The organism is Enterobacter sp. Y17 (assembly GCF_019730495.1).
Classification (GTDB): domain Bacteria; phylum Pseudomonadota; class Gammaproteobacteria; order Enterobacterales; family Enterobacteriaceae; genus Enterobacter; species Enterobacter asburiae_B.
In genome coordinates, this window is sequence record NZ_JAASKP010000001.1 from 485,812 (window position 1) to 508,981 (window position 23,170).

Consider the following 23,170-nt stretch of genomic DNA (forward strand, 5'->3'; position numbering starts at 1 on the left):
ACGATGACGAATCTAAAAAAACGCGAACGAGCGAGAACGAATGCATCGTTAATCTCTATGGTGCAGCGTTTTTCTGATATCACCATCATGGTCGGTGGATTGTGGGCGGTGTGTCGGATCGGCGGGCTGCCGTTCTTATATATGCATCTGCTGATGGCACTCATTGCGCTGGTCGTGTTTCAGATGATCGGCGGGATGACCGATTTCTACCGCTCGTGGCGCGGCGTGAAAATGACCACCGAACTGATGCTGTTGCTGCAGAACTGGACCCTGAGCCTGATCTTCAGCGCAGGCCTGGTGGCCTTCAGCCATGATTTTGATAATCGCCTCGTCACCTATCTCTGCTGGTATTTGATCACCAGCGTCGGCATGGTGGTGTGCCGTTCCCTGATCCGTTTCGGTGCGGGCTGGCTGCGTAACCGCGGTTATAACCGTCGCTTCGTTGCGGTAGCGGGCGATCTGCCGGTTGGTAAGGTTCTGCTCGACAGCTTCCGCAAAGAGCCGTGGTTAGGGTTTGAAGTGGTCGGGATTTATCACGACGCGAAGCCGGGCGGCGTGCCGTCGGACTGGGCGGGCAATTACGAACAGCTTATTGAAGACGCGAAAGCCGGTAAAATTCACAACGTCTACATCGCCATGCAGATGAGAGACGAATCCCGCATTAAGCAACTGATGCGCGAGCTGGCGGACACCACCTGTTCGGTGATCCTGATCCCGGACGTCTTTACCTTCAACATCCTCCATTCACGCATTGAAGAAGTGAACGGCGTGCCGGTGGTACCGCTGTACGACACCCCGCTGTCGGGCATTAACCGCGTGCTGAAGCGCGCGGAAGATATCGTGCTCTCTTCGCTGATTTTACTGCTCATCTCCCCGGTGCTGTGCTGCATTGCCCTCGCGGTGAAGTTGAGCTCTCCCGGCCCGGTTATCTTCCGCCAGACCCGCTACGGTATGGACGGTAAGCCGATTATGGTGTGGAAATTCCGCTCCATGAAGGTGATGGAAAACGACAAGGTGGTGACCCAGGCAACGCAGAACGATCCGCGCGTCACCCGCGTGGGGAACTTCCTGCGCCGCACCTCGCTGGACGAGCTGCCGCAGTTTATCAACGTCTTCACCGGCGGCATGTCGATTGTTGGCCCGCGTCCGCACGCGGTGGCGCACAACGAGCAGTACCGCTCGCTGATTGAAGGCTACATGCTGCGCCATAAGGTGAAGCCGGGCATTACCGGCTGGGCGCAGATCAACGGCTGGCGCGGCGAAACCGACACGCTGGAAAAAATGGAAAAACGTATCGAATTCGATCTGGAGTACATCCGTGAATGGAGTATCTGGTTCGATATCAAGATTGTTTTTCTGACCATCTTCAAAGGTTTCGTGAACAAAGCGGCGTACTAAGATGAGCTTACGTGAAAAAACCATCAGCGGGGCGAAGTGGTCAGCGATGGCGACCATCGTCATCATTGGCCTCGGTCTGGTGCAGATGACCGTGCTGGCGCGCATTATTGATAATCACCAGTTCGGCCTTTTGACCGTCTCGCTGGTGATTATCGCGCTGGCCGATACGCTGTCTGATTTTGGTATCGCCAATTCGATTATCCAGCGCAAAGAGATCAGCCATCTTGAGCTGACCACCCTCTACTGGCTGAACGTGGGGCTGGGGATTTTCGTGTTCGTGCTGGTGTTCCTGCTGAGCGATACCATCGCCAGCGTGCTGCACAACCCGGATCTGGCTCCGCTGATGCGCACGCTGTCGTTTGCTTTCGTGGTGATCCCGCACGGGCAGCAGTTCCGCGCGCTGATGCAGAAAGAGCTGGAGTTCAACAAGATCGGCATGATCGAGACCAGCGCGGTGCTGGCGGGCTTTACCTTCACCGTGGTGAGCGCTCATTTCTGGCCGCTGGCGATGACCGCTATCCTCGGATACCTGGTTAACTCTGCCGTGCGTACGCTGCTGTTCGGCTACTTTGGCCGCAAGATCTACCGTCCCGGGCTGCATTTCTCTCTCGCGTCCGTTTCGTCCAACCTGCGCTTTGGCGCGTGGCTGACGGCGGACAGCATCATCAACTACGTGAATACCAACCTGTCGACGCTGGTGCTGGCGCGTATTCTTGGCGCGAGCGTGGCGGGGGGCTACAACCTGGCCTACAACGTCGCGGTGGTGCCGCCGATGAAGCTGAACCCGATCATCACCCGCGTCCTGTTCCCGGCGTTCGCCAAGATTCAGGACGACACCGAGAAGCTGCGCATTAACTTCTACAAGCTGCTTTCCGTTGTGGGGATCATTAACTTCCCGGTGCTGCTGGGGCTGATGGTGGTTTCCAGCAACTTCGTGCCGCTGGTGTTTGGCGAGAAGTGGAACGGCATCATCCCGATCCTGCAGCTGCTGTGCGTGGTGGGGCTGCTGCGCTCCGTGGGGAATCCGATTGGTTCCCTACTGATGGCAAAAGCGCGCGTCGACATTAGCTTTAAGTTCAACGTGTTCAAAACTTTCCTGTTTATTCCGGCGATTATCGTCGGCGGGCATATGGCGGGCGCCATCGGCGTCACGCTGGGCTTCCTGCTGGTGCAGATAATCAATACCGTTCTGAGCTACTTCATCATGATCAAGCCGGTGCTGGGCTCCAGCTACCGTCAGTACATCCTGAGCCTGTGGCTGCCGTTCTATCTCTCGTTGCCGACCCTGGCGGTGAGCTACGGCCTGGGCATTATCCTCAGCGGCCATCTGCCGCTGGCCGCGCTGCTGGCGGTGCAGGTCGCCGCGGGCGCGCTGGCCTTCGTCGTGATGATTGTGCTGTCGCGCAATGCGCTGGTGGTAGAGATGAAGCGCCAGTTTTGCCGTAACGAAAAAATGAAAACGCTGCTTCGCGCAGGCTAGTTATTTAAGAGGCCATTATGAAATTATTAATTCTTGGCAACCATACCTGCGGCAACCGTGGCGACAGCGCCATCCTGCGCGGTTTACTGGATGCGATTAACACCCTTAAGCCTGAGACCGAAGTGGACGTGATGAGCCGTTATCCGGTCAGCTCATCCTGGTTACTGAACCGTCCGGTGATGGGCGACCCGCTCTACAGCCAGATGAAACAGCATAACAACGCCGCGGGCGTGATGGGGCGCGTGAAGAAAGTGCTGCGCCGTCGCTACCAGCACCAGGTGCTGCTTTCCCGCGTGACCGACACCGGCAAGCTGCGCAATATTGCTATCGCGCAGGGCTTTACCGATTTCGTTCGTCTGCTGTCGGGCTATGACGCGATTATTCAGGTCGGCGGTTCGTTCTTCGTCGATCTCTACGGCGTGCCGCAGTTTGAGCATGCGCTTTGTACGTTCATGGCGAAAAAGCCGCTGTTTATGATTGGCCACAGCGTCGGGCCATTCCAGGATTCGCAGTTTAACCAGCTCGCAAACTACGTGTTCGGCCACTGCGACGCGCTGATCCTGCGCGAGTCGGTCAGCCTCGACATGATGAAGCGCAGCGAAATTGACACCTCAAAAGTTGAGCACGGCGTGGACACCGCGTGGCTGGTGGATCACCAGGACGACAGCTTCCAGCCGAGCTACGCGGTGCAGCACTGGCTCGACGTGGCGGCGAAACAGAAAACCGTCGCGATTACCCTGCGCGAGCTGGCGCCCTTCGATAAGCGTTTAGGTACGACCCAGGCGGCGTATGAGAAAGCCTTCGCCGACGTGGTGAACCGCGTGCTGGACAGCGGGTACCAGGTGCTGGCGCTCTCAACCTGCACCGGCATCGACAGCTACAACAAAGACGACCGTATGGTGGCGCTGAACCTGCGCAGCCTGGTGAACGATCCGTCCCGCTACCACGTGGTGATGGACGAACTGAACGATCTGGAGATGGGCAAGCTGCTCTCCGCCTGCGACCTGACCGTCGGCACGCGCCTGCACTCCGCCATTATCTCCATGAACTTTGGCACGCCGGCCATTGCCATCAACTACGAACACAAATCAGCAGGCATCATGCAGCAGCTCGGTATGCCGGAAATGGCCGTGGATATCCGTCATCTGCTCGATGGTTCGCTCGGTGCGATGGTGGGCGACACGCTCGGCCAGCTGCCTGCGATCAATGAACGCCTGGCGGTGGCGGTGAAAGCCGAGCGCGAGAAGGGCATTGGGATGGTGAAATCGGTACTTGACCGCGTACGGGAGGGGAAATGAAGGTTGGTTTCTTCTTACTGAAATTTCCGCTGTCGTCTGAAACGTTTGTCCTGAACCAAATCACCGCGTTTATCGATATGGGATATGACGTGGAGATTATCGCCCTGCAAAAGGGCGATACCAAAAATACCCATGCGGCGTATACCCAGTATGGGCTGGAGGCGAAAACCCGCTGGCTGCAGGATGAGCCGTCCGGGAGACTGAGCAAGCTGCGCCACCGGGCCAGCCAGACCTTGCGCGGGATCCACCGCGCGTCGACGTGGCGGGCGCTGAATGTTTCCCGCTATGGTTCCGAATCCCGCAATCTGATCCTGTCGGCCATCTGCGGGCAAACCGCGCAGCCGTATCGTGCCGACGTGTTTATCGCCCACTTTGGCCCGGCGGGCGTCACCGCCGCCAAGCTGCGCGAGCTGGGCGTGATTGACGGCAAAATTGCGACCATCTTCCACGGTATCGATATCTCCAGCCGCGAAGTGCTGAACCACTACACGCCGGAGTATCAGCAGCTGTTCAGGCGCGGCGACATGATGCTGCCTATCAGCGACCTGTGGGCCGGACGCCTGAAAAACATGGGCTGCCCGGGAGAGAAAATTGCCGTTTCGCGTATGGGCGTGGACTTAACGCGCTTCACTCGCCGTCCTGTCAAGGTGCCGGGAAAACCGCTGCAGATCATCTCCGTTGCTCGCCTGACCGAGAAGAAAGGCCTGCATGTGGCCATTGAAGCCTGCCGCCAGCTGAAAGCGCGCGGGGTGGATTTCCACTATCGCATTCTCGGCATTGGGCCGTGGGAGCGTCGTCTGCGCACGCTTATCGAACAGTATCAGCTGGAAGATGTCGTAGAGATGCCGGGCTTCAAGCCGAGCCACGAGGTCAAGGCCATGCTCGACGAGGCGGATGTCTTTCTGCTGCCTTCCGTAACGGGCGCAGATGGCGATATGGAAGGCATTCCGGTGGCGCTGATGGAGGCGATGGCCGTAGGTATTCCGGTGGTATCAACCCTGCACAGCGGGATCCCGGAGCTGATTAAGTCTGACCACTCCGGCTGGCTGGTGCCGGAGAATAACGCGATGGCCCTTGCGGACCGATTAGCAGCCTTCAGCGATATTGACCAGCAGGCGCTGGAGCCCGTGCTCCAGAACGCCCGACAAAAAGTGGAAACCGATTTTAACCAGCAGGTAATTAACCGCCAGTTAGCGAGCCTGCTGCAAACGTTGTAACGCCGAGGATGTATGCTGAAAAAGATTACCCGACGCACCTTTGTCTCTTCTCTCTCCGTTCTGGCGGCCACGCCGCTGCTGTCGTCACGCATCGCGCGGGCGGCAAGCGGCAGAACGGTCTCTGTTAATCAGTACAATAACAACGACTGGATCGCCGCTTTTAAGCAGGCGTTTAATGACGGCGACACCGTCGTGGTCCCGGCCGGGCTCACCTGCGAAAACATCAATACCGGTATTTTCATTCCCGACGGTAAAACCTTGCTGATCCGCGGGGCGTTAACCGGCAACGGGCGCGGCCGCTTTGTTTTGCAGGAAGGCAGCAAAGTGATAGGCGAAGGTGCTGGCCGCACGGAGAACATCACGCTCGACGTTCGCGGATCTGACTGCGTTATCAAAGGGCTGGCCATGAGCGGTTTTGGCCCGGTGACGCAGATCTACATCGGCGGCAAGAAACCGAGCGTAATGCGCAATTTGCTGATTGATAACATCAGCGTAAGCCAGGCCAACTACGCCATCCTGCGCCAGGGTTTCCACAACCAGGTGGACGGAGCCCGCATCACCAACAGCAAATTTAGCCATCTCCAGGGGGATGCGATCGAGTGGAACGTCGCCATCAACGATCGCAATATCCTGATCTCTGACCATGTCATCGACAACATCAACTGCACCAACGGCAAGATCAACTGGGGCATCGGTATTGGCCTCGCCGGCAGCACCTACGATAATGACTATCCGGAGAAGCAAACCGTCAAGAACTTCGTGGTGGCAAACATCACCGGCAGCAACTGTCGCCAGCTGGTGCACGTTGAAAACGGTAAACATTTTGTTATTCGCAATATCAAGGCCAAAAATATTACCCCCGATTTCAGTAAAAAGGCGGGTATAGACAACGCCACGGTGGCCATCTATGGCTGTGATAATTTCATTATTGATAATGTCGATATGGTGAACAGTGCGGGAATGTTAATCGGCTATGGGGTGATAAAAGGCGATTATTTGTCCATCCCGCAGAACTTCAAGCTCAACAATATTCATCTCGATAATCGTCAGCTTGCGTATAAATTGCGCGGAATACAGATTTCATCCGGTAACGCCACCTCGTTTGTGGCGATAACCAACGTGGAGATGCAGCGGGCGACGCTGGAACTGCACAACAAGCCGCAACATCTTTTTTTACGCAATATCAATGTGATGCAGGAAGCCGCTGTGGGGCCCGCCCTGAAAATCAACTTCGACCTGCGCAAGGATGTGCGGGGTAAATTCATGGCGAAAGACGAGACGTTGCTGTCGCTGGCGAACATAAAAGCAGTGAATGAGAAGGGGCAAAGCTCGGTCGATATTGACCGGGTCGACCAGCAGGTAGTGAATGTGGAAAGGCTTAACTTTGCGCTTCCGCACAGATAATCGACAATCATCAGTTTTGAGACTATTCCTGGCATAAAAGCGCGATCTAATCAGATTACAACTACAGAAATTTGTGATGCTAAGGCGTAACATTGCCCAAGGATTACGGCAAATCATGCTGGCGAAAACAGGTTTAAGAGCTATAATTCGTCAACCATTTTAAGGTGGAAGAAATAATGATTAATTTGAAAGCAGTCATTCCGGTAGCAGGCCTGGGCATGCATATGCTGCCAGCCACAAAAGCCATTCCTAAAGAGATGCTGCCGATCGTCGACAAGCCAATGATTCAGTACATTGTCGACGAAATTGTTGCTGCAGGGATCAAAGAAATCGTCCTGGTTACGCACTCCTCCAAGAATGCGGTAGAAAACCACTTCGACACCTCTTACGAACTCGAAGCGCTGCTTGAGCAGCGCGTCAAACGCCAGCTGCTGGCGGAAGTGCAGTCTATTTGCCCGCCGGGCGTGACCATCATGAACGTGCGTCAGGCGCAGCCGCTGGGCCTGGGCCACTCTATCCTGTGTGCTCGTCCGGTTGTGGGTGATAACCCATTCATTGTTGTTCTTCCGGACATCATCATCGATACCGCTTCTGCCGATCCGCTGCGTTACAACCTGGCGGCAATGGTGGCGCGTTTCAATGAAACCGGCCGTAGCCAGGTGCTGGCGAAACGCATGAAGGGCGATCTCTCCGAGTACTCCGTTATCCAGACTAAAGAACCGCTGGAAACGGAAGGGCAGGTGAGCCGCATCGTTGAGTTCATCGAAAAACCGGATCAACCACAGACGCTGGATTCGGACCTGATGGCGGTTGGCCGTTATGTTCTGAACGCTGATATCTGGGCAGAGCTGGAAAAAACCGAGCCAGGCGCCTGGGATCGTATTCAGCTGACTGACGCGATTGCCGAACTGGCGAAAAAACAGTCCGTTGACGCGATGCTGATGACCGGCGACAGCTATGACTGCGGTAAGAAAATGGGGTATATGCAGGCGTTCGTGAACTATGGACTGCGTAACCTGAAGGAAGGGGCGAAGTTCCGTAAGAAAATCGAGCAACTGTTAGCTGAGTAGCTGTTTAGTTATTAGACAAACACAATGGCGGCAGAAGAGCAAATGATACATTCTCATCGCTCTCTGCCGTTTTTTATTTAAAAATCAGCGGGTCACGTGCTGATGCTAAGAAACGCCATTAAGTTAAACTGTGGTTTTTTTCTTGTTTTGATGTGCAATTAGGACCACAATATCAGATTAAATCTTTCATACTCAATGTGTAAGAAAGATAGATTTTGAACAATTTGCCCATGGTTTCAGTGAACTGGTAGCTGTTGAGCCAGGGGCGGTAGCGTTGATTTTCCAAACTAAATTGATATTAAACAGTGTAGGTCACTATATGAAGCAAGCTTTATCGAGAATGAAAATAAAATTGTTATCATATTTTTATAAAAGAAAAAATCGGTCTACACAATTCGGTCGTTACACTGTCTTATTTCGTCGTGCAAATATAACTAATTCTATAGTTGGTGATTATACGTATTTCGCAGGTGCCGCCTCTGTCAACAATTGTCAGATCGGTAAATTTTGTTCGATTGCAGAAGGTGTCAAAATAGGTCTTGGAAAACATCCAGTTGATTTATTTTCTACACATCCAATATTTTACTCTGAAAATACATGCTTCCCTTATAGATTGAAAAATCACAGAGTTAGTAAAAAAGTGATTGAGTCTATTACTGAATCCGAGAAAATCATCATAGGCAATGATGTTTGGATTGGCGTTAATGCCATCGTAATGGATGGTGTGACTATTGGCGATGGAGCCGTCATTGGGGCAGGTTCGGTTGTTACCAAAGATGTACAACCTTATACAATTGTAGGTGGTGTTCCTGCGAAATTTATTAGGGACAGGCATAACATAAAATGTTCCTGGTGGGAGTTTGATGTAGATACCCTTGTAGAATTTTCCTCAAATTTTAAAAAGGGATTATAATGTACGAATTGATGTTCAAGGTCAGGCGTAAAATAGCCACTCTTTTTTCTTCATTAATTTTTCGTATTTCATTTAAAAAATTCGGAATTAAAAGCGGTATTTTTAAACCTGATATATTGCAAGGGGTGAGATATATAGAGGTTGGAGATAGAGTGGTAATCCAACCGGGGTTGTGGGCATTGGCATTAAAAATTGATAACCATAATCCGATTCTGAATATAGGTGATAACGTTTATATCGGTCGCTTTTTACATATCGTAAGTGTGCGCCGTGTAATTATCGAAAAAAATGTTCTTATCGCCGATAAGGTATATATATCAGATAATCTTCATGAATACAAAAATATTCATATTCCAGTAAGCCAACAACCTGTAATATTCAAAGGGGATGTGGTTATTAAAGAAGGTGCTTGGATAGGGGAAAATGTCTCCATCATAGGTGCTTGCATTGGTAAAAATAGTGTGATCGCAGCAAATTCTGTAGTTACGAAAGATATCCCCGATTATTCTGTTTGTGCCGGTGTACCTGCAAAAGTTATCAAAAAATACTGTTTCGAACGAAATGAATGGATCAGTGTTTCTTAATGCAATCCATTTTAACTTATTTGAGATAAAAAATGAAAATATTAGTTACTGGTGCTGCCGGCTTCATCGGTTCGGCATTAGCGCGTTATATTATTAATTCAACAACTGATTCTGTGGTAAATGTTGATAAGTTAACCTATGCAGGTAACCTTCAATCTTTAAAAGATATTGAAAACAGCGATCGTTATGCTTTCGTTCATGCTGATATTTGCGATGCACAGGTATTAGACGCAATTTTTTCAACTCATAAACCTGATGCAGTAATGCATCTGGCAGCAGAAAGTCACGTTGACCGTTCAATCACCGGTCCGGCTGCGTTTATTGAAACGAATATTGTTGGAACCTACGTCTTGCTTGAAGCAGCCAGAAAATACTGGCAAAACCTGGAAGGTGAAAAGAAACAGGGATTTCGTTTCCATCATATTTCAACCGATGAAGTGTATGGGGACCTACCTCATCCTGATGAATGGGATAATAACAAAAGTCTTCCATTGTTTACTGAGCATACCGCCTATGCTCCAAGCAGCCCGTACTCTGCCTCTAAAGCATCAAGCGATCATTTAGTACGCGCGTGGCATCGGACTTATAATTTCCCAACTATTGTGACTAACTGTTCAAACAATTATGGACCTTACCATTTCCCAGAAAAGTTAATCCCGTTGGTAATTCTCAATGCATTACAAGGTAAACCGTTGCCTATTTATGGCAAAGGTGATCAGATCCGTGACTGGTTGTACGTTGAGGATCATGCCCGTGCACTCTATACCGTTATTACGGAAGGTATCGTAGGTGAAACCTACAATATTGGCGGTTATAATGAGAAAAAGAATATTGAAGTAGTACAAACTATCTGCAATATTCTTGACGAAATAAAACCGAAGAATACCTCGTATAGTCAACAAATCACTTATGTTGCCGATCGTCCAGGCCACGATCGACGCTATGCAATCGATGCCAGTAAAATCACTCTGGAACTCGGCTGGAAACCTCAAGAGACCTTTGAATCTGGTATTAAGAAAACGATTCATTGGTATCTTGATAACCAGGATTGGGTCCAAAATATTATGAGTGGTGCCTATCAGGACTGGATCAATAAAAATTACGAGCAACGCTAATCTTTTCAACCCCGTCATAAGAAGCATTGAACATGTCAAAAAGAAAAGGAATTATTTTAGCCGGTGGTTCAGGTACTCGCCTTTACCCTGTGACGATGGCGGTTAGTAAACAGCTGCTGCCAATCTATGATAAGCCGATGATTTATTATCCGTTAAGCACGCTGATGCTTGCGGGTATTCGGGATATTCTCATCATCAGCACACCTCAGGATACCCCGCGCTTTGAGCAATTACTGGGTAACGGTAAAAAATGGGGACTGAACATTGAATATAAAGTCCAGGAAAGTCCTGATGGTCTTGCTCAGGCATTTATCATTGGTGAAGAGTTTATCGGTAACGATTCTTGTGCTTTAGTCCTTGGAGACAATGTTTTCTATGGTCACGATTTGCCAAAAGAACTTGAAATGGCAATGAATCAGGAAAAAGGAGCTACAGTCTTTGCCTATCATGTGAAAGACCCTGAACGTTATGGCGTGGTAGATTTCGATGAGAATGGCAAAGCGCTTTCTTTAGAAGAGAAACCACTGAAGCCAAAAAGTAATTACGCTGTGACTGGTCTCTATTTTTATGATAATGACGTCATTGAGATGGCTAAACAGCTGAAACCGTCAGCGCGTGGTGAATTAGAGATCACTGATATTAACCGACTCTACCTGGAAAAAAATTCGCTCTCAGTTGCTATTATGGGGCGTGGATATGCCTGGCTTGATACAGGAACGCATGAGAGTCTAATTGAGGCAGGTAACTTTATTCAGACGATCGAATCACGTCAAGGTCTCAAAGTTTCTTGCCCGGAAGAGATTGCTTATCGCAAAGGTTTCATTGATAAGAAACAGTTAGCAAAATTAGCCAAAGAACTCAATAAAAATGACTATGGCAAATATTTGCAGCATTTAGCTAAAGACTGAAAATCCAACATAAAGTACTAAAAAGTATGAAAATTATTGAAACGCCTTTAAAAGATGCTGTAATTATTGAACCTAAAGTTTTTGGTGACGAACGTGGCTATTTCTTCGAAGTATATCAGAAAAAACGTTACCAGGAATTAGGATTTGGTCTGGACTTTGTTCAGGATAATCGTTCTAAATCGACGAAAAATGTTCTGCGCGGGCTTCATTTTCAGAAAACAAAGCCTCAGGGTAAGTTAGTCTCAGTAACCCAGGGTTCTGTTTTTGATGTGGCCGTTGATCTCCGCCCAGAATCACCAACATTTGGTCAGCATCATTCAGTCATTCTATCCGAAGATAATTTTCTTCAGTTTTATATTCCTCCTGGTTTCGCTCATGGTTTCTGCGTATTAAGTGATACTGCTAGTTTCCAGTACAAATGCACAGATTATTATGATCCAACCGATGAAGGTGGTCTTATCTGGAACGATCCAGATCTGGGTATAGAATGGCCAGTTTCTAATCCTGTAGTTTCTGCTAAAGATTGTATTTTACCTTCACTTGCAAGTATCAAAGAACAGATTCTTAAAGGCTGGACAAATGGCTAAGTATACAGTTATTGGGGGTAACGGTTTTATTGGTTCACATATCGTTACATTGCTTAAAGAGCAAGGGCATGATGTCGTTGTTCCTGATCGCAACAGCTGCAATTCTCTCAATGGTGAGTTGGGCAAAGTCATTTATTGTGCTGGTAATGGTGATTGTGCCAAAAGCTATTTTTCTGTGCTGGAAGCAAATACAGTTTTGTTGGCAAAGTTACTGCAGGATGCACAGTTTGAAAAGCTGGTATATATATCCTCAACTCGAGTTTATATGAACCATCATAGCGCGAATGAAACTGACGATCTGGTAGTAACTGCGGATGATAACAGGAAGCTGTTTAATCTGACCAAACTGGTAGCAGAAGAATTGTGCCTTAAGAGCGAACGTGATGTTACTGTAGTTCGACCTAGCAATGTCTATGGTTTAGCGCTCAATAGTACATTATTCCTGCCGTCCATTATTCGTCATGCCATTAATAATGGTGAAATCAACATGTTTGTTGCGCCTGAATATGCTAAGGACTATGTTTCGGTCAATGATGTCGCTAAAGCATGTGTGTGGTTGGCTGAAAACCAAAACACTAATAAAGAAATATACAATGTCGCATCTGGATTTAACGTAACAGCTAAGCAAATCGCTGATGTCATTGAAAAAGAGACGGCTTGTAAAGTTAACTGGCATGACGGTAATTTTCCTCGTGAAGAGTTCCCCGTAACCAGCATAAATAAGTTATCTACTGAAATTCCGGATTATAAACCACAACATGTGCTTGATGATTTGAAAATTATGATAGCTAGTTATAAAGAAGAACTGGCGAGATAAATATGAGTGGTTTTAAGCGGTTACTTAAAAACTCTTTATCTAACATAATAAATGGCTTCTCAAATGTAATACTTGGGATAGTTATCTCTCCAGTTTTACTACACAATCTTTCAAAGGTAGATTTTTCGATTTGGTCCCTTACACTTCAGGTCGGGGTTTTGATCGGAATTTTTGGAATTGGTCTTCAGGTTACGGTAGGGCGTTTTGTCGCCCTTCATTTAAGTAACCCACAGAAACTTCAAAAGGCAATGCATCAGTCATTGCTTTTTGCGTTACTGCTCAACATGGTATGTTTGGGCGGAATATTTATTTTAGCAAAATTCTTTTTCTCATTTTTCCCTGAAGTTTCAGAAACCAACGCTAATGCTAAACTAATTCTTATATTAATTGGCAGTTCATTTGTCATTAATAACGTATTCTCACCCTTTGTTGGTTATTTTACTGGTATAGAGCGCAATGATATTACCGCTGGCATAAATATATTTTTTAAAGTGATTCTGGGTACGTCGATTCTGTTGCTTGTTCACCATGGTCTCGATGTTATTGCATGGGTTTATTTTGCAATAAACAGTTTTAATCAAATTGCATTTTATATTTTATATAAATTAAAAAATACATCGCAAAGAACAAAGTTATCGTTGGATAAAAATTTATTTCAAACAATAGTTGTCTTTTTCAGTGGGCTCTTAGTATGGAATATAGCCCAGTTCTTAATTTCCGGTATAGGCACCTTTACCGTCGGTAAATACTCATTTCAGGAACTAGCTGGTTTTGCCGTATTAATGACGCTTGTTAATGCTGGAGTGGGAATTTTGGGAGCCATGATTAATCCTATAATTCAACCTATGATAAGGATGCACAATCACGGGAATAACCAGCATGTTGAATTCTTGGTTAACAAACTTATCTTCATTTTCTCGATGATTGTTTTTATCGGTGTCTTTATTGCCTGGTTTGCTTCTGTGCATATCCTTGGCGTCTGGTTGGGCTATCAGCAAGCGACGAACCTGCACGTAATGTTTTCTTTGCTGCTTGCGGCTTATCTTATCCGAATGATTGCAGCGCCCTACGGGCTTATGTTAGTCGCCTACGGCAAACAATTATCAATCGCCTGGCTGCCGGTGCTCGAAGGACTATTGAACTTTGCGTTGTCGATTTTCTTTGTTCGTATCTATGGCGCGATTGGAATTGCCTATTCGACGTTTATTTCAGGCGTATTAATCATGGCGGTTTACGCATGCAAGTATCGGGCTGAAGCTGAGTATAAGTCAAAGCTGATATTTGTCTCGTTTCTGGTAATACCTGTGATGATAGCCATCTGCCTGGTCAGTCTGGTGATGACTCAGTCGGTAACTATCCATTGTGTTATTTATGGCATCCAGGTGGCTTTTATAGTTGTATTTACTGTCTTCATAATAAAACAAGTAAAAAGCATCAAGAATCTGTTAAATCAATACTAATATTGCTTAGGTGAAAGTGTGAAAAAAGTTGGACTCGTTACTGTTTTGTTCAATTCTCCAGGTGTGCTGCCTGACTTTTATTCGAGTGTTGAAAAACAAAAATATCAGAACAAGCACCTTTATATTGTGGATAACAGTACAAATCAGGATTCTTTTAACTTAACGCAAGAAATTCTCTTGAGGAAAGACATAGAGTATACCTATATTAATAATGACGGAAACAATGTTGGGGTTGCGCAGGCCAACAACCAAGGCATTGAAGAAGCTTTAAAGGATGGGTGTGAGTATATATTACTCACTAATAACGACCTACTTTTTGAACAGGAAGATACCCTCAGCAAAATGATGAGTGTTGCTGAGGAGGGACAATACAAACTTGTTTCACCTGTAATATTCAGTTATCCAGAAAAAAAAGTCTGGTACGCAGGCGCTTTTTTTAATAAGAAAAAAGCTATTGCCCCTCATCTTTTTGAGGGAGCCGACTACGATGAAATTTACGCTAATATTCCAGAAGAGTGCGATTATGCACCAACATGTTTTTTACTTGTACATGCTTCGATGTTTGCCACTATAGGTATGATGGATGCTCGTTACTTTGCTTATTACGATGATACTGATTTTCTCTATCGTGCAAACATAGCTGGCAGCCGAGTTAGAATCATTAATGAACCTCTAGTGTTTCATAAGGTTAGTACTTCTACTGGGGGGGGGTTAAGTCTATTTGGTGCATATTATTTGACAAGGAACCGTATATTTTTCGCCAGAAAAAATATTGAAGCTCCTTATTATATTGTTAGCGTTTTCTTTACCATTGTTACCCGGTTGGTCTATCCACTTTGTCGCAAAACGCCATATAAAGTTTATAAGGCTTTTGTCAGGGGGATTATCGACGGACTAATGTTAAAAAAATAAATGACTAAGAGGTTAAGGTGAGCGAAATTTCCAGTAGCACACTTGTCAATAACTATAATTTATCTACAACTTTTATTGTCAAATCACTTGTTGGACTGTTATTAATTAATTCGCTTTTTAGTGGTGTTGACTTTTCTCAGATTGGGTTGATGAAAGGCCTTTCAAGTATTGCTGATTTTGGCCTGAAGATCATCCTTGTAATCGTATTGCTCCTACTTTTCAGGATTCGCAGTCTTAACCTTGCAAAGATACTCTTTTCTGCCTTTATCCTTCTCTTAGGTGCTGCGCTTGGTGCATTCTATCATGGTGCAGAATATGATAAAATCTTCGCACTTTTACTAAATATGCTCTTATGGATTGTTATATTTAGTTATGCTAAAGAACTTGAAAGTAACTTTAATATATATCGTTTTAGTGTCAAAATATCAAGTTTATTTCTTGGCGTGGCGCTGATACTTTACATCATGGCGAAGTTTGGTTTTCATGTTAAAGTATTAGGTGGGGCTTGGTTATATGATGAAAACTTTCGATTTGCAGGCACTTTTGCAGAGCCAAGTTTAAATGGCTATTTTTATGGCCTAATGTTCTTGATGGTGATGTTGTCTAATCAAAAGTACAGACTAATCCTTGCGTGTATGTTTGCCATTACCACCTATATTTCAGGTGCTAAATTTTCATTCCTGATAATTCCAGTACTCCTTGGGCTAGTCTATTTTTTCAAGGTGAAGGGCTTTTATAATTATACATACCAACTCATTCCGTTATCTTTTATTGTTCTTTTTGTCAGTCTTGCATTCATCTATTATGACCTTTTTGCACTCATTGCAGCGAATTTGTCAAATTCTGCAACGATGACGTATGTAACTCGTCTGGGTTTCCCTATTGTCAGCATATGGCATCTTAGTGATTATCCACTTGGCAGTGGCGTATATGGTTTCAAGAGCACGCTATCACCTTTTATACATGACTATTGTCAGGCTCTTTCTGGTTTGGACGTAAACTGTAATGAGATGACATCTTATTTATCTTCGTCGGATCCCAGTGCCTATGAAAGTTTTGCACCAAAAGATGTCTTAAGTTTTATTATTTTAAGTTTCGGCCTGCCGGGCTTGCTCATATTTGTCCTGGGTATATGTTTGTTGTCAGCCAGACTTAAAGCAAATAAGAATCACTTTATCATTCTAATGTATATTGTTGCTTCGATGCTTTTTACATTACCTTTTAGATTTATCCTTTTTTATTCCTTCTTTATGTTTCAGTGTTACATCTATAGAATGCCGAGTAATAAATGATCTATATTAATGCGAGATTTTTGACTCAACGTAAAACTGGTGTACAGCAATATGCATTGGTACTATGTCGGGAACTCGTTAAACACGTTCCTGATATCTGTTTTTTGACACCGAAAACTGACCTCATTGATGAGAAATGGAGGAAGGAATTTAATATCCTTCAAATAGGAAATCGTAACGGTCACTTCTGGGAACAAATCGAATTACCTCGTTATCTAAGAAGCGTCGGTAGCCCGTTACTGCTCTGCTTCACTGGGTTATCACCTGCGTTTTACAAGAACTGTTACTTTACTATCCATGATATGTCATTGTACGCATATCCAAAGTGGTTTCGTTTCTTATACCGTGCTGTATACAAGGTTAACTATGCCATTCAGTCGAAAATTGCGAGAGGTATCTTTACGGTTAGTGACTTTTCAAAATCAGAGATAGAGAAATATCTGGCGGTTGATCCAGATAAGATCACTGTATTGCCAAACTCCGTAGATACATCTATTAACCTCAAGAATCATATTGCAAGCGAAGCGGTTAAGCATAAAGAGATTTTATTGGTTGGTACCTTAGAGCCGAGAAAAAATATCGAGTTTGTTATTAATGCTTTTTTGAATTCAAAAATCGAAGATTATAAACTCATCGTGGTGGGAGGGTTAGGGACAGCTTTCTCAAAAGTGACGTTTTCACAGCATGAGAACATTGTATTCTGTGGATATCTATCAGATGACGATTTAGAGTTAAAATACAGAGATGCTTCTATTTTTGTCTATCCGTCATTATATGAAGGTTTCGGACTTCCTCCTCTGGAAGCAATGCAACGCGGTTGTCCTGTAATGGCTTCTGACCGCGCAAGTATCCCTGAAGTTTGTGGCGATGCGGCATATTATTTTAATCCAGAGGACTCATTAGATTTTAGTTCTAAGTTACGTGAATTGATTGAAAATTATGATGAGCTCAGTCCTGTATTGATTCGCAATGGATATCATAGGTTAGAAAAATTTGACGTACGTGATGTTGCATCGAAACTTATGGATGTGATCTCTCAAAGGAATATTTGAATGAAGGTTTTACAGTTTAGCAAATTTTACCCTCCAGTACATGGTGGAATCGAACAGGTAGCATTCGATATAAGTGAAGGTATCGCAAAAAGTAATGACCAACCTGTTGATGTACTCTGTGTTGATCCAATTGGAGAAAGAAAGAATGACGACAAACTCCGTTATAAAGTTTACCGTCAGAAATTGTTTGCACAGCTTTTTTCGACACCGCTGTCATTTTCCTTAATATCCCGATGGAGAGCAATAAGAAATAATTATGATGTTATCCATGTCCATCTTCCAAATCCACTGGCTGTTTTGGCACTGTTTTTATTCCCGCCCAAAGGTAAGATAGTTCTCCATTGGCACAGCGATATTGTTAAGCAAAAAAAATTATTGATGCTTTTTGCTCCGCTACAAAAATGGATTTTAGATAAGTGTACCAGAATTATCGTTACTAGCCCTGTGTATGGGCAGTCTTCTCCAACTTTACAGCCTTATCAGGATAAAATTGTTTGTATCCCAATTGGGGTTGATACCCGTGTTATGCCATTGAATGAGGAGCTTGAAAAAAGTATCAAGCAACGTTATCAAAATAAAAAGATAATTTTTTCTTTGGGGCGTCTTGTTTATTATAAGGGTATGGAATACCTGATTGATGCTGCGAAAGAACTTCCTGAAGATTACATTGTTCTTATTGGCGGTACTGGCCCATTGATTGATTCATTAATGCAAAAAATTGCTAATGATGGATTGTCAGATAAAGTAATTCTTCTTGGTAGTATCAATTATTCGGATTTGGCTTCTTATTATAAAGCATGTGACGTTTTTTGTCTGCCATCTATTCATGAATCTGAAGCTTTTGGTGTGGTTCAGTTAGAAGCTATGAGTTTCTCCAGACCGCTTGTGTCGACAAATATTCCACGAAGTGGTGTGGCCTGGGTTAATCAGCATAACGAGACTGGCATCGTTGTTGAGCCGAATGATGCTAAAGCACTTGCTAAAGGAATTGTTTCTGTTATTCAAAGCAGTGAGACATATAGTAAAGGCGCGAAAGCCAGATTTGATACTATGTTTACTAAAGAGTTGATGGTTAAGAATATAATTAATTTATATTCATCATTAAAGTGAGTTCAATCATGTCATTATTTCCTGTTGTTATGGCCGGGGGCTCCGGTAGTCGTTTATGGCCGCTTTCTCGTGTTCTCTATCCAAAACAATTTCTCTGTCTGGAAGGTGAACTGACAATGTTACAAGCGACAATTAACCGATTACAGGGCATTGAATGCGAAAGTCCCGTCGTCATTTGTAACGAACAGCACCGCTTTATCGTTGCCGAGCAACTGCGCCAGATGAATAAACTCACTGAGAATATCATCCTCGAACCGGTTGGTCGTAATACAGCTCCGGCGATAGCGTTGGCTGCACTTGCTGCAGTTCGTACCCAGCACGAGGGTAATGCGCTCATGCTGGTTCTGGCCGCCGATCACGTCATACAGGATGAAGAAGCTTTCCGTAATTCAGTTCGTAAGGCACTACCTTATGCTGAAAATGGAAAGCTTGTGACCTTTGGCATCGTCCCGCATAAACCAGAGACTGGCTATGGTTACATTTGTCGAGGTGTGCCATGCGTTGATGTTGAGCATGCAGATGCATTTGAGGTCGCGCAATTTGTTGAGAAACCTAATCTTGAAACGGCGGAAGCCTATGTTGCCTGCGGTGAATACTACTGGAATAGCGGGATGTTTCTCTTCCGCGCCGATCGCTATCTTGAGGAACTGAAAAAATATCGTCCGGATATTCTTAAGGCGTGCGAAAAGGCCATGAGCTCTATTGATCCTGACCTTAACTTTATTCGCGTTGACGAGGAAGCTTTCAGAGCTTGTCCTGATGAGTCGATTGATTATGCTGTGATGGAACAGACTTCAGATGCTGTTGTTGTGCCAATGGATGCTGGCTGGAGTGATGTCGGCTCATGGTCTTCGCTTTGGGATATTAGCCATAAGACTCCAGAGGGTAACGTCGTTACAGGTGACGTCTTGTCCTATAATACCGAAAATAGTTTCCTGTATTCTGAATCCGGGCTATTGACTACTGTTGGGGTGAAAGATTTGGTCGTTGTGCAGACCAAGGATGCTGTATTGATTGCCGATCGTAACGCCGTCCAGGATGTGAAGAAAATTGTCGAATCGATCAAAGCAGACGGCCGTCATGAACATCATACTCACCGCGAAGTTTATCGTCCCTGGGGTAAATATGACTCGATTGATACGGGAAGCCGCTATCAAGTTAAGCGATTGACCGTAAAGCCGGGCGAAGGTATCTCTCTTCAGATGCATCACCATCGTGCTGAGCATTGGATTGTCGTCGCAGGAACTGCACAAGTTACAATTAACGAGCAAACCAAACTCCTCGGTGAAAATGAGTCTATTTATATTCCTGTTGGAGCAACGCACTGTCTGGAGAACCCTGGAAAGATCCCTTTGGAATTGATTGAGGTTCGCTCAGGCTCTTATCTTGGAGAGGATGATATTGTACGTTTTGCTGACAGGTATGGTCGTGTTTGAGATTACGGTAAAATTATCATGGAAAAATTAACCTGTTTTAAAGCCTACGATATTCGCGGCAAGCTGGGCGAAGAGCTGAATGAAGACATCGCGTGGCGCATTGGCCGCGCGTACGGCGAATATTTAAAACCGCAGACCATCGTGCTGGGCGGCGACGTGCGTCTGACCAGTGAATCCCTCAAGCTGGCCCTGGCGAAAGGGCTGCAGGACGCGGGCGTGGACGTGCTGGATATCGGCCTTTCCGGGACCGAGGAGATTTACTTTGCCACCTTCCACCTGGGCGTGGACGGCGGTATCGAAGTGACGGCCAGCCACAACCCGATGGACTACAACGGGATGAAGCTGGTGCGCAAGGGCGCTCGTCCTATCAGCGGCGACACCGGCCTGCGTGACGTGCAGCGCCTGGCGGAAGCCAACGACTTCCCGCCGGTGAACGACGCGAAGCGCGGCAGCTACAAAAAAATCAACCTGCAGAAAGAGTACATCGACCACCTGCTGGGCTACATCAACGTGGCGAACCTCAAGCCGCTGAAGCTGGTCATCAACTCCGGTAACGGCGCGGCCGGTCCGGTTGTCGATGCGCTGGAAGCGCGCTTTAAGGCGCTGAACGTGCCGGTGACCTTCGTCAAGGTGCACAACACCCCGGACGGCAATTTCCCGAACGGTATTCCTAACCCGCTGCTGCCGGAGTGCCGCGACGACACCCGCAACGCGGTGATTGAGCACGGCGCGGACATGGGCATCGCCTTTGACGGTGACTTCGACCGCTGCTTCCTGTTCGACGAGAAAGGGCAGTTCATCGAGGGCTACTACATTGTCGGCCTGCTGGCGGAAGCGTTCCTCGAGAAAAACCCGGGCGCGAAAATCATTCATGACCCGCGCCTTTCCTGGAACACCGTCGACGTGGTGTCTGCCGCAGGCGGCACGCCGGTGATGTCCAAAACCGGCCACGCCTTCATCAAAGAGCGTATGCGCGAAGAAGACGCCATCTACGGCGGCGAGATGAGTGCCCACCACTACTTCCGTGATTTTGCCTACTGCGACAGCGGGATGATCCCGTGGCTGCTGGTGACCGAGCTGCTGTGCCTGAAGGGGCAGACACTGGGCGAGCTGGTGCGCGACCGCATGGCGGCGTTCCCGGCGAGCGGGGAGATCAACAGCAAGCTGGCGCAGCCGGCCGAGGCCATTGCCCGCGTGGAGCAGCACTTTGCGATCCACGCGCTGGAAATTGACCGTACGGACGGGATCAGTATGGCGTTCCCGCAGTGGCGCTTTAACCTGCGCTCGTCCAACACCGAGCCGGTGGTGCGCCTGAACGTGGAGTCCCGTGCTGACACGGCGCTGATGGAAGAGAAAACGCAAGAAATTCTGGCTTTGCTCAGGAAGTGAGGGTCTGCCGCCGGCGTATTTCTGGCGGCTTGACTGTACCTGGATTGTGCAATCAGTGTGACATAGATCAGCAAAAGCTATTCATGTCACCTAATACTGAGTTAACATCTCAACCACATTTCAAGCCGCGCATAAGCCGTGGTGACCACACCTGACAGGAGTATGTAATGTCCAAGCAACAGATCGGCGTTGTCGGTATGGCAGTGATGGGGCGCAACCTGGCGCTCAACATCGAAAGCCGTGGTTATACCGTCTCCGTTTTCAACCGCTCCCGTGATAAGACCGAAGAAGTGATTGCCGAGAACCCAGGCAAGAAACTGGTTCCTTTCTATACGGTGAAAGAGTTCGTTGAGTCTCTGGAAACGCCTCGTCGTATCCTGTTAATGGTGAAAGCAGGCGCAGGTACCGATGCAGCTATCGACTCCCTGAAGCCTTACCTTGAAAAAGGTGACATCATCATTGATGGCGGTAACACCTTCTTCCAGGACACCATTCGTCGTAACCGTGAGCTGTCTGCTGAAGGCTTTAACTTCATCGGTACCGGGGTATCTGGTGGTGAAGAGGGCGCGCTGAAGGGCCCATCCATCATGCCTGGTGGCCAGAAAGAAGCATACGAACTGGTTGCTCCTATTCTGACTAAAATCGCTGCCGTTGCCGAAGATGGCGAGCCGTGTGTGACCTACATCGGTCCGGACGGTGCAGGTCACTATGTGAAGATGGTTCATAACGGCATCGAATACGGCGACATGCAGCTGATTGCTGAGGCTTATTCCCTGCTGAAAGGCGGTCTGAACCTTTCCAATGAAGAACTCGCGGAAACTTTCACCGAGTGGAACAAAGGCGAGCTGAACAGCTATCTGATCGACATCACCAAAGATATCTTCACGAAGAAAGATGAAGAGGGTAAATACCTGGTTGATGTGATTCTGGATGAAGCTGCGAACAAAGGTACCGGTAAATGGACCAGCCAGAGCTCTCTGGATCTGGGCGAACCGCTGTCTCTGATCACCGAATCCGTCTTCGCGCGTTACATCTCTTCCCTGAAGGAGCAGCGCGTCGCGGCATCTAAAGTGCTGTCTGGTCCGCAGGCTAAACCAGCGGGTGATAAAGCCGAATTCGTTGAAAAAGTGCGCCGTGCACTGTACCTGGGTAAAATCGTTTCTTACGCGCAGGGCTTCTCTCAGCTGCGTGCAGCGTCAGACGAGAACAACTGGGATCTGAACTACGGTGAGATCGCGAAGATCTTCCGCGCGGGTTGCATCATTCGTGCGCAGTTCCTGCAGAAAATCACCGATGCCTATGCTGAAAACGCCGGTATCGCCAACCTGCTGCTGGCACCGTACTTCAAGAAAATTGCGGATGAATATCAGCAGGCGCTGCGTGACGTGGTTGCCTACGCTGTCCAGAACGGTATCCCGGTTCCGACCTTCTCTGCTGCAGTAGCCTACTATGACAGCTACCGTGCTGCTGTGCTGCCAGCTAACCTGATTCAGGCACAGCGTGACTACTTCGGTGCGCATACTTACAAACGTACCGATAAAGAAGGCGTGTTCCATACCGAATGGATGGAATAAGTTAACTTACTCGCTGTAATCAAAACCCGGAGCTTGCCTCCGGGTTTTTTATGCAAAAAGTGTCGCCTGTTATTCGAAGTAGTCTGAATCTCGCCCCGCTCGTAGTGATTACTCCTGGTTTGCCTTGACAGTTCAGTTTGCCAGGAGGTACAAA

General features: G+C 47.0%; 20 protein-coding genes. All 20 read left to right on the forward strand.

What is annotated here, in order from left to right; genetic code table 11:
- Positions 1–3 precede the first annotated feature (3 nt).
- The 20 genes from wcaJ (at position 4) to gndA (ending at position 23,016) form a co-directional block, all read left to right on the forward strand.
- The gene (wcaJ, locus tag HCH49_RS02150) at positions 4–1,398 is read left to right on the forward strand and encodes an undecaprenyl-phosphate glucose phosphotransferase (protein ID WP_033145973.1); all 1,395 of its coding nucleotides are present in this window, start codon (positions 4–6) and stop codon (positions 1,396–1,398) included.
- A gap of 1 nt (position 1,399) precedes the next feature.
- On the forward strand, positions 1,400–2,878 hold the full coding sequence (gene wzxC, locus HCH49_RS02155) for a colanic acid undecaprenyl disphosphate flippase WzxC (RefSeq protein ID WP_221702103.1): 1,479 nt from the start codon (positions 1,400–1,402) through the stop codon (positions 2,876–2,878).
- A 17-nt stretch (positions 2,879–2,895) separates the two neighbouring features.
- Positions 2,896–4,176, forward strand: a complete 1,281-nt coding sequence (gene wcaK, locus HCH49_RS02160; protein ID WP_221702104.1) for a colanic acid biosynthesis pyruvyl transferase WcaK — start codon at positions 2,896–2,898, stop codon at positions 4,174–4,176.
- Positions 4,173–5,393 carry a colanic acid biosynthesis glycosyltransferase WcaL gene (gene wcaL / locus HCH49_RS02165; protein ID WP_033145971.1) on the forward strand — a complete coding sequence of 407 codons (1,221 nt, stop codon included), beginning with the start codon at positions 4,173–4,175 and terminating at the stop codon, positions 5,391–5,393. Before wcaK ends, wcaL begins: the two co-directional genes overlap by 4 nt.
- Before the next feature lie 12 nt (positions 5,394–5,405).
- Positions 5,406–6,797: a colanic acid biosynthesis protein WcaM gene (wcaM, locus tag HCH49_RS02170; RefSeq protein ID WP_047741609.1), complete on the forward strand. Its 1,392-nt coding sequence runs from the start codon at positions 5,406–5,408 to the stop codon at positions 6,795–6,797.
- Between the two features lie 176 nt (positions 6,798–6,973).
- Positions 6,974–7,867 carry a GalU regulator GalF gene (gene galF / locus HCH49_RS02175; RefSeq protein ID WP_023312389.1) on the forward strand — a complete coding sequence of 298 codons (894 nt, stop codon included), beginning with the start codon at positions 6,974–6,976 and terminating at the stop codon, positions 7,865–7,867.
- A 319-nt stretch (positions 7,868–8,186) separates the two neighbouring features.
- Entirely contained in the window at positions 8,187–8,780 is a 594-nt protein-coding gene (locus tag HCH49_RS02180; RefSeq protein ID WP_221702106.1) for a CatB-related O-acetyltransferase, read from the forward strand.
- Positions 8,780–9,364 (forward strand): DapH/DapD/GlmU-related protein, encoded by a 585-nt coding sequence (locus HCH49_RS02185; RefSeq protein WP_039262641.1) that lies wholly within the window; start codon positions 8,780–8,782, stop codon positions 9,362–9,364. The genes HCH49_RS02180 and HCH49_RS02185 overlap by 1 nt, the downstream gene beginning before the upstream one ends.
- A gap of 32 nt (positions 9,365–9,396) precedes the next feature.
- Positions 9,397–10,479 (forward strand): dTDP-glucose 4,6-dehydratase, encoded by a 1,083-nt coding sequence (gene rfbB / locus HCH49_RS02190; protein ID WP_219939900.1) that lies wholly within the window; start codon positions 9,397–9,399, stop codon positions 10,477–10,479.
- A 32-nt stretch (positions 10,480–10,511) separates the two neighbouring features.
- Positions 10,512–11,387 (forward strand): glucose-1-phosphate thymidylyltransferase RfbA, encoded by an 876-nt coding sequence (gene rfbA, locus HCH49_RS02195; RefSeq protein ID WP_039262639.1) that lies wholly within the window; start codon positions 10,512–10,514, stop codon positions 11,385–11,387.
- A 26-nt stretch (positions 11,388–11,413) separates the two neighbouring features.
- On the forward strand, positions 11,414–11,974 hold the full coding sequence (gene rfbC, locus HCH49_RS02200) for a dTDP-4-dehydrorhamnose 3,5-epimerase (RefSeq protein WP_039262638.1): 561 nt from the start codon (positions 11,414–11,416) through the stop codon (positions 11,972–11,974).
- Entirely contained in the window at positions 11,967–12,791 is an 825-nt protein-coding gene (locus HCH49_RS02205; RefSeq protein ID WP_039262637.1) for an NAD-dependent epimerase/dehydratase family protein, read from the forward strand. Before rfbC ends, HCH49_RS02205 begins: the two co-directional genes overlap by 8 nt.
- Positions 12,792–12,793: 2 nt before the next feature.
- Entirely contained in the window at positions 12,794–14,251 is a 1,458-nt protein-coding gene (locus HCH49_RS02210; protein WP_221702107.1) for a flippase, read from the forward strand.
- Positions 14,252–14,269: 18 nt separating this feature from the next.
- Entirely contained in the window at positions 14,270–15,163 is an 894-nt protein-coding gene (locus HCH49_RS02215; RefSeq protein WP_039262635.1) for a glycosyltransferase family 2 protein, read from the forward strand.
- A gap of 17 nt (positions 15,164–15,180) precedes the next feature.
- The gene (locus HCH49_RS02220; protein ID WP_221702108.1) at positions 15,181–16,455 is read left to right on the forward strand and encodes an oligosaccharide repeat unit polymerase; all 1,275 of its coding nucleotides are present in this window, start codon (positions 15,181–15,183) and stop codon (positions 16,453–16,455) included.
- Positions 16,452–17,507: a glycosyltransferase family 1 protein gene (locus tag HCH49_RS02225; RefSeq protein ID WP_039262632.1), complete on the forward strand. Its 1,056-nt coding sequence runs from the start codon at positions 16,452–16,454 to the stop codon at positions 17,505–17,507. The genes HCH49_RS02220 and HCH49_RS02225 overlap by 4 nt, the downstream gene beginning before the upstream one ends.
- A complete protein-coding gene (locus HCH49_RS02230) occupies positions 17,508–18,617 on the forward strand; it encodes a glycosyltransferase (protein WP_039262630.1) in 1,110 nt (369 codons plus the stop codon).
- Between the two features lie 8 nt (positions 18,618–18,625).
- Positions 18,626–20,053 (forward strand): mannose-1-phosphate guanyltransferase, encoded by a 1,428-nt coding sequence (gene cpsB / locus HCH49_RS02235; protein WP_039262644.1) that lies wholly within the window; start codon positions 18,626–18,628, stop codon positions 20,051–20,053.
- An 18-nt stretch (positions 20,054–20,071) separates the two neighbouring features.
- The gene (gene cpsG, locus HCH49_RS02240) at positions 20,072–21,442 is read left to right on the forward strand and encodes a colanic acid biosynthesis phosphomannomutase CpsG (RefSeq protein WP_055703382.1); all 1,371 of its coding nucleotides are present in this window, start codon (positions 20,072–20,074) and stop codon (positions 21,440–21,442) included.
- A gap of 167 nt (positions 21,443–21,609) precedes the next feature.
- Complete coding sequence (gene gndA, locus HCH49_RS02245; RefSeq protein WP_028013772.1) at positions 21,610–23,016, forward strand: NADP-dependent phosphogluconate dehydrogenase; 1,407 nt, start codon at positions 21,610–21,612, stop codon at positions 23,014–23,016.
- Positions 23,017–23,170: the final 154 nt, after the last annotated feature.

Coding starts and splice junctions, on each gene's coding strand:
- wcaJ (WP_033145973.1), top strand. CDS start 4: ATGACGAATCTAAAAAAACGCGAACGAGCGAGAACGAATGCATCGTTA.
- wzxC (WP_221702103.1), top strand. CDS start 1,400: ATGAGCTTACGTGAAAAAACCATCAGCGGGGCGAAGTGGTCAGCGATG.
- wcaK (WP_221702104.1), top strand. CDS start 2,896: ATGAAATTATTAATTCTTGGCAACCATACCTGCGGCAACCGTGGCGAC.
- wcaL (WP_033145971.1), top strand. CDS start 4,173: ATGAAGGTTGGTTTCTTCTTACTGAAATTTCCGCTGTCGTCTGAAACG.
- wcaM (WP_047741609.1), top strand. CDS start 5,406: ATGCTGAAAAAGATTACCCGACGCACCTTTGTCTCTTCTCTCTCCGTT.
- galF (WP_023312389.1), top strand. CDS start 6,974: ATGATTAATTTGAAAGCAGTCATTCCGGTAGCAGGCCTGGGCATGCAT.
- HCH49_RS02180 (WP_221702106.1), top strand. CDS start 8,187: ATGAAGCAAGCTTTATCGAGAATGAAAATAAAATTGTTATCATATTTT.
- HCH49_RS02185 (WP_039262641.1), top strand. CDS start 8,780: ATGTACGAATTGATGTTCAAGGTCAGGCGTAAAATAGCCACTCTTTTT.
- rfbB (WP_219939900.1), top strand. CDS start 9,397: ATGAAAATATTAGTTACTGGTGCTGCCGGCTTCATCGGTTCGGCATTA.
- rfbA (WP_039262639.1), top strand. CDS start 10,512: ATGTCAAAAAGAAAAGGAATTATTTTAGCCGGTGGTTCAGGTACTCGC.
- rfbC (WP_039262638.1), top strand. CDS start 11,414: ATGAAAATTATTGAAACGCCTTTAAAAGATGCTGTAATTATTGAACCT.
- HCH49_RS02205 (WP_039262637.1), top strand. CDS start 11,967: ATGGCTAAGTATACAGTTATTGGGGGTAACGGTTTTATTGGTTCACAT.
- HCH49_RS02210 (WP_221702107.1), top strand. CDS start 12,794: ATGAGTGGTTTTAAGCGGTTACTTAAAAACTCTTTATCTAACATAATA.
- HCH49_RS02225 (WP_039262632.1), top strand. CDS start 16,452: ATGATCTATATTAATGCGAGATTTTTGACTCAACGTAAAACTGGTGTA.
- HCH49_RS02230 (WP_039262630.1), top strand. CDS start 17,508: ATGAAGGTTTTACAGTTTAGCAAATTTTACCCTCCAGTACATGGTGGA.
- cpsB (WP_039262644.1), top strand. CDS start 18,626: ATGTCATTATTTCCTGTTGTTATGGCCGGGGGCTCCGGTAGTCGTTTA.
- cpsG (WP_055703382.1), top strand. CDS start 20,072: ATGGAAAAATTAACCTGTTTTAAAGCCTACGATATTCGCGGCAAGCTG.
- gndA (WP_028013772.1), top strand. CDS start 21,610: ATGTCCAAGCAACAGATCGGCGTTGTCGGTATGGCAGTGATGGGGCGC.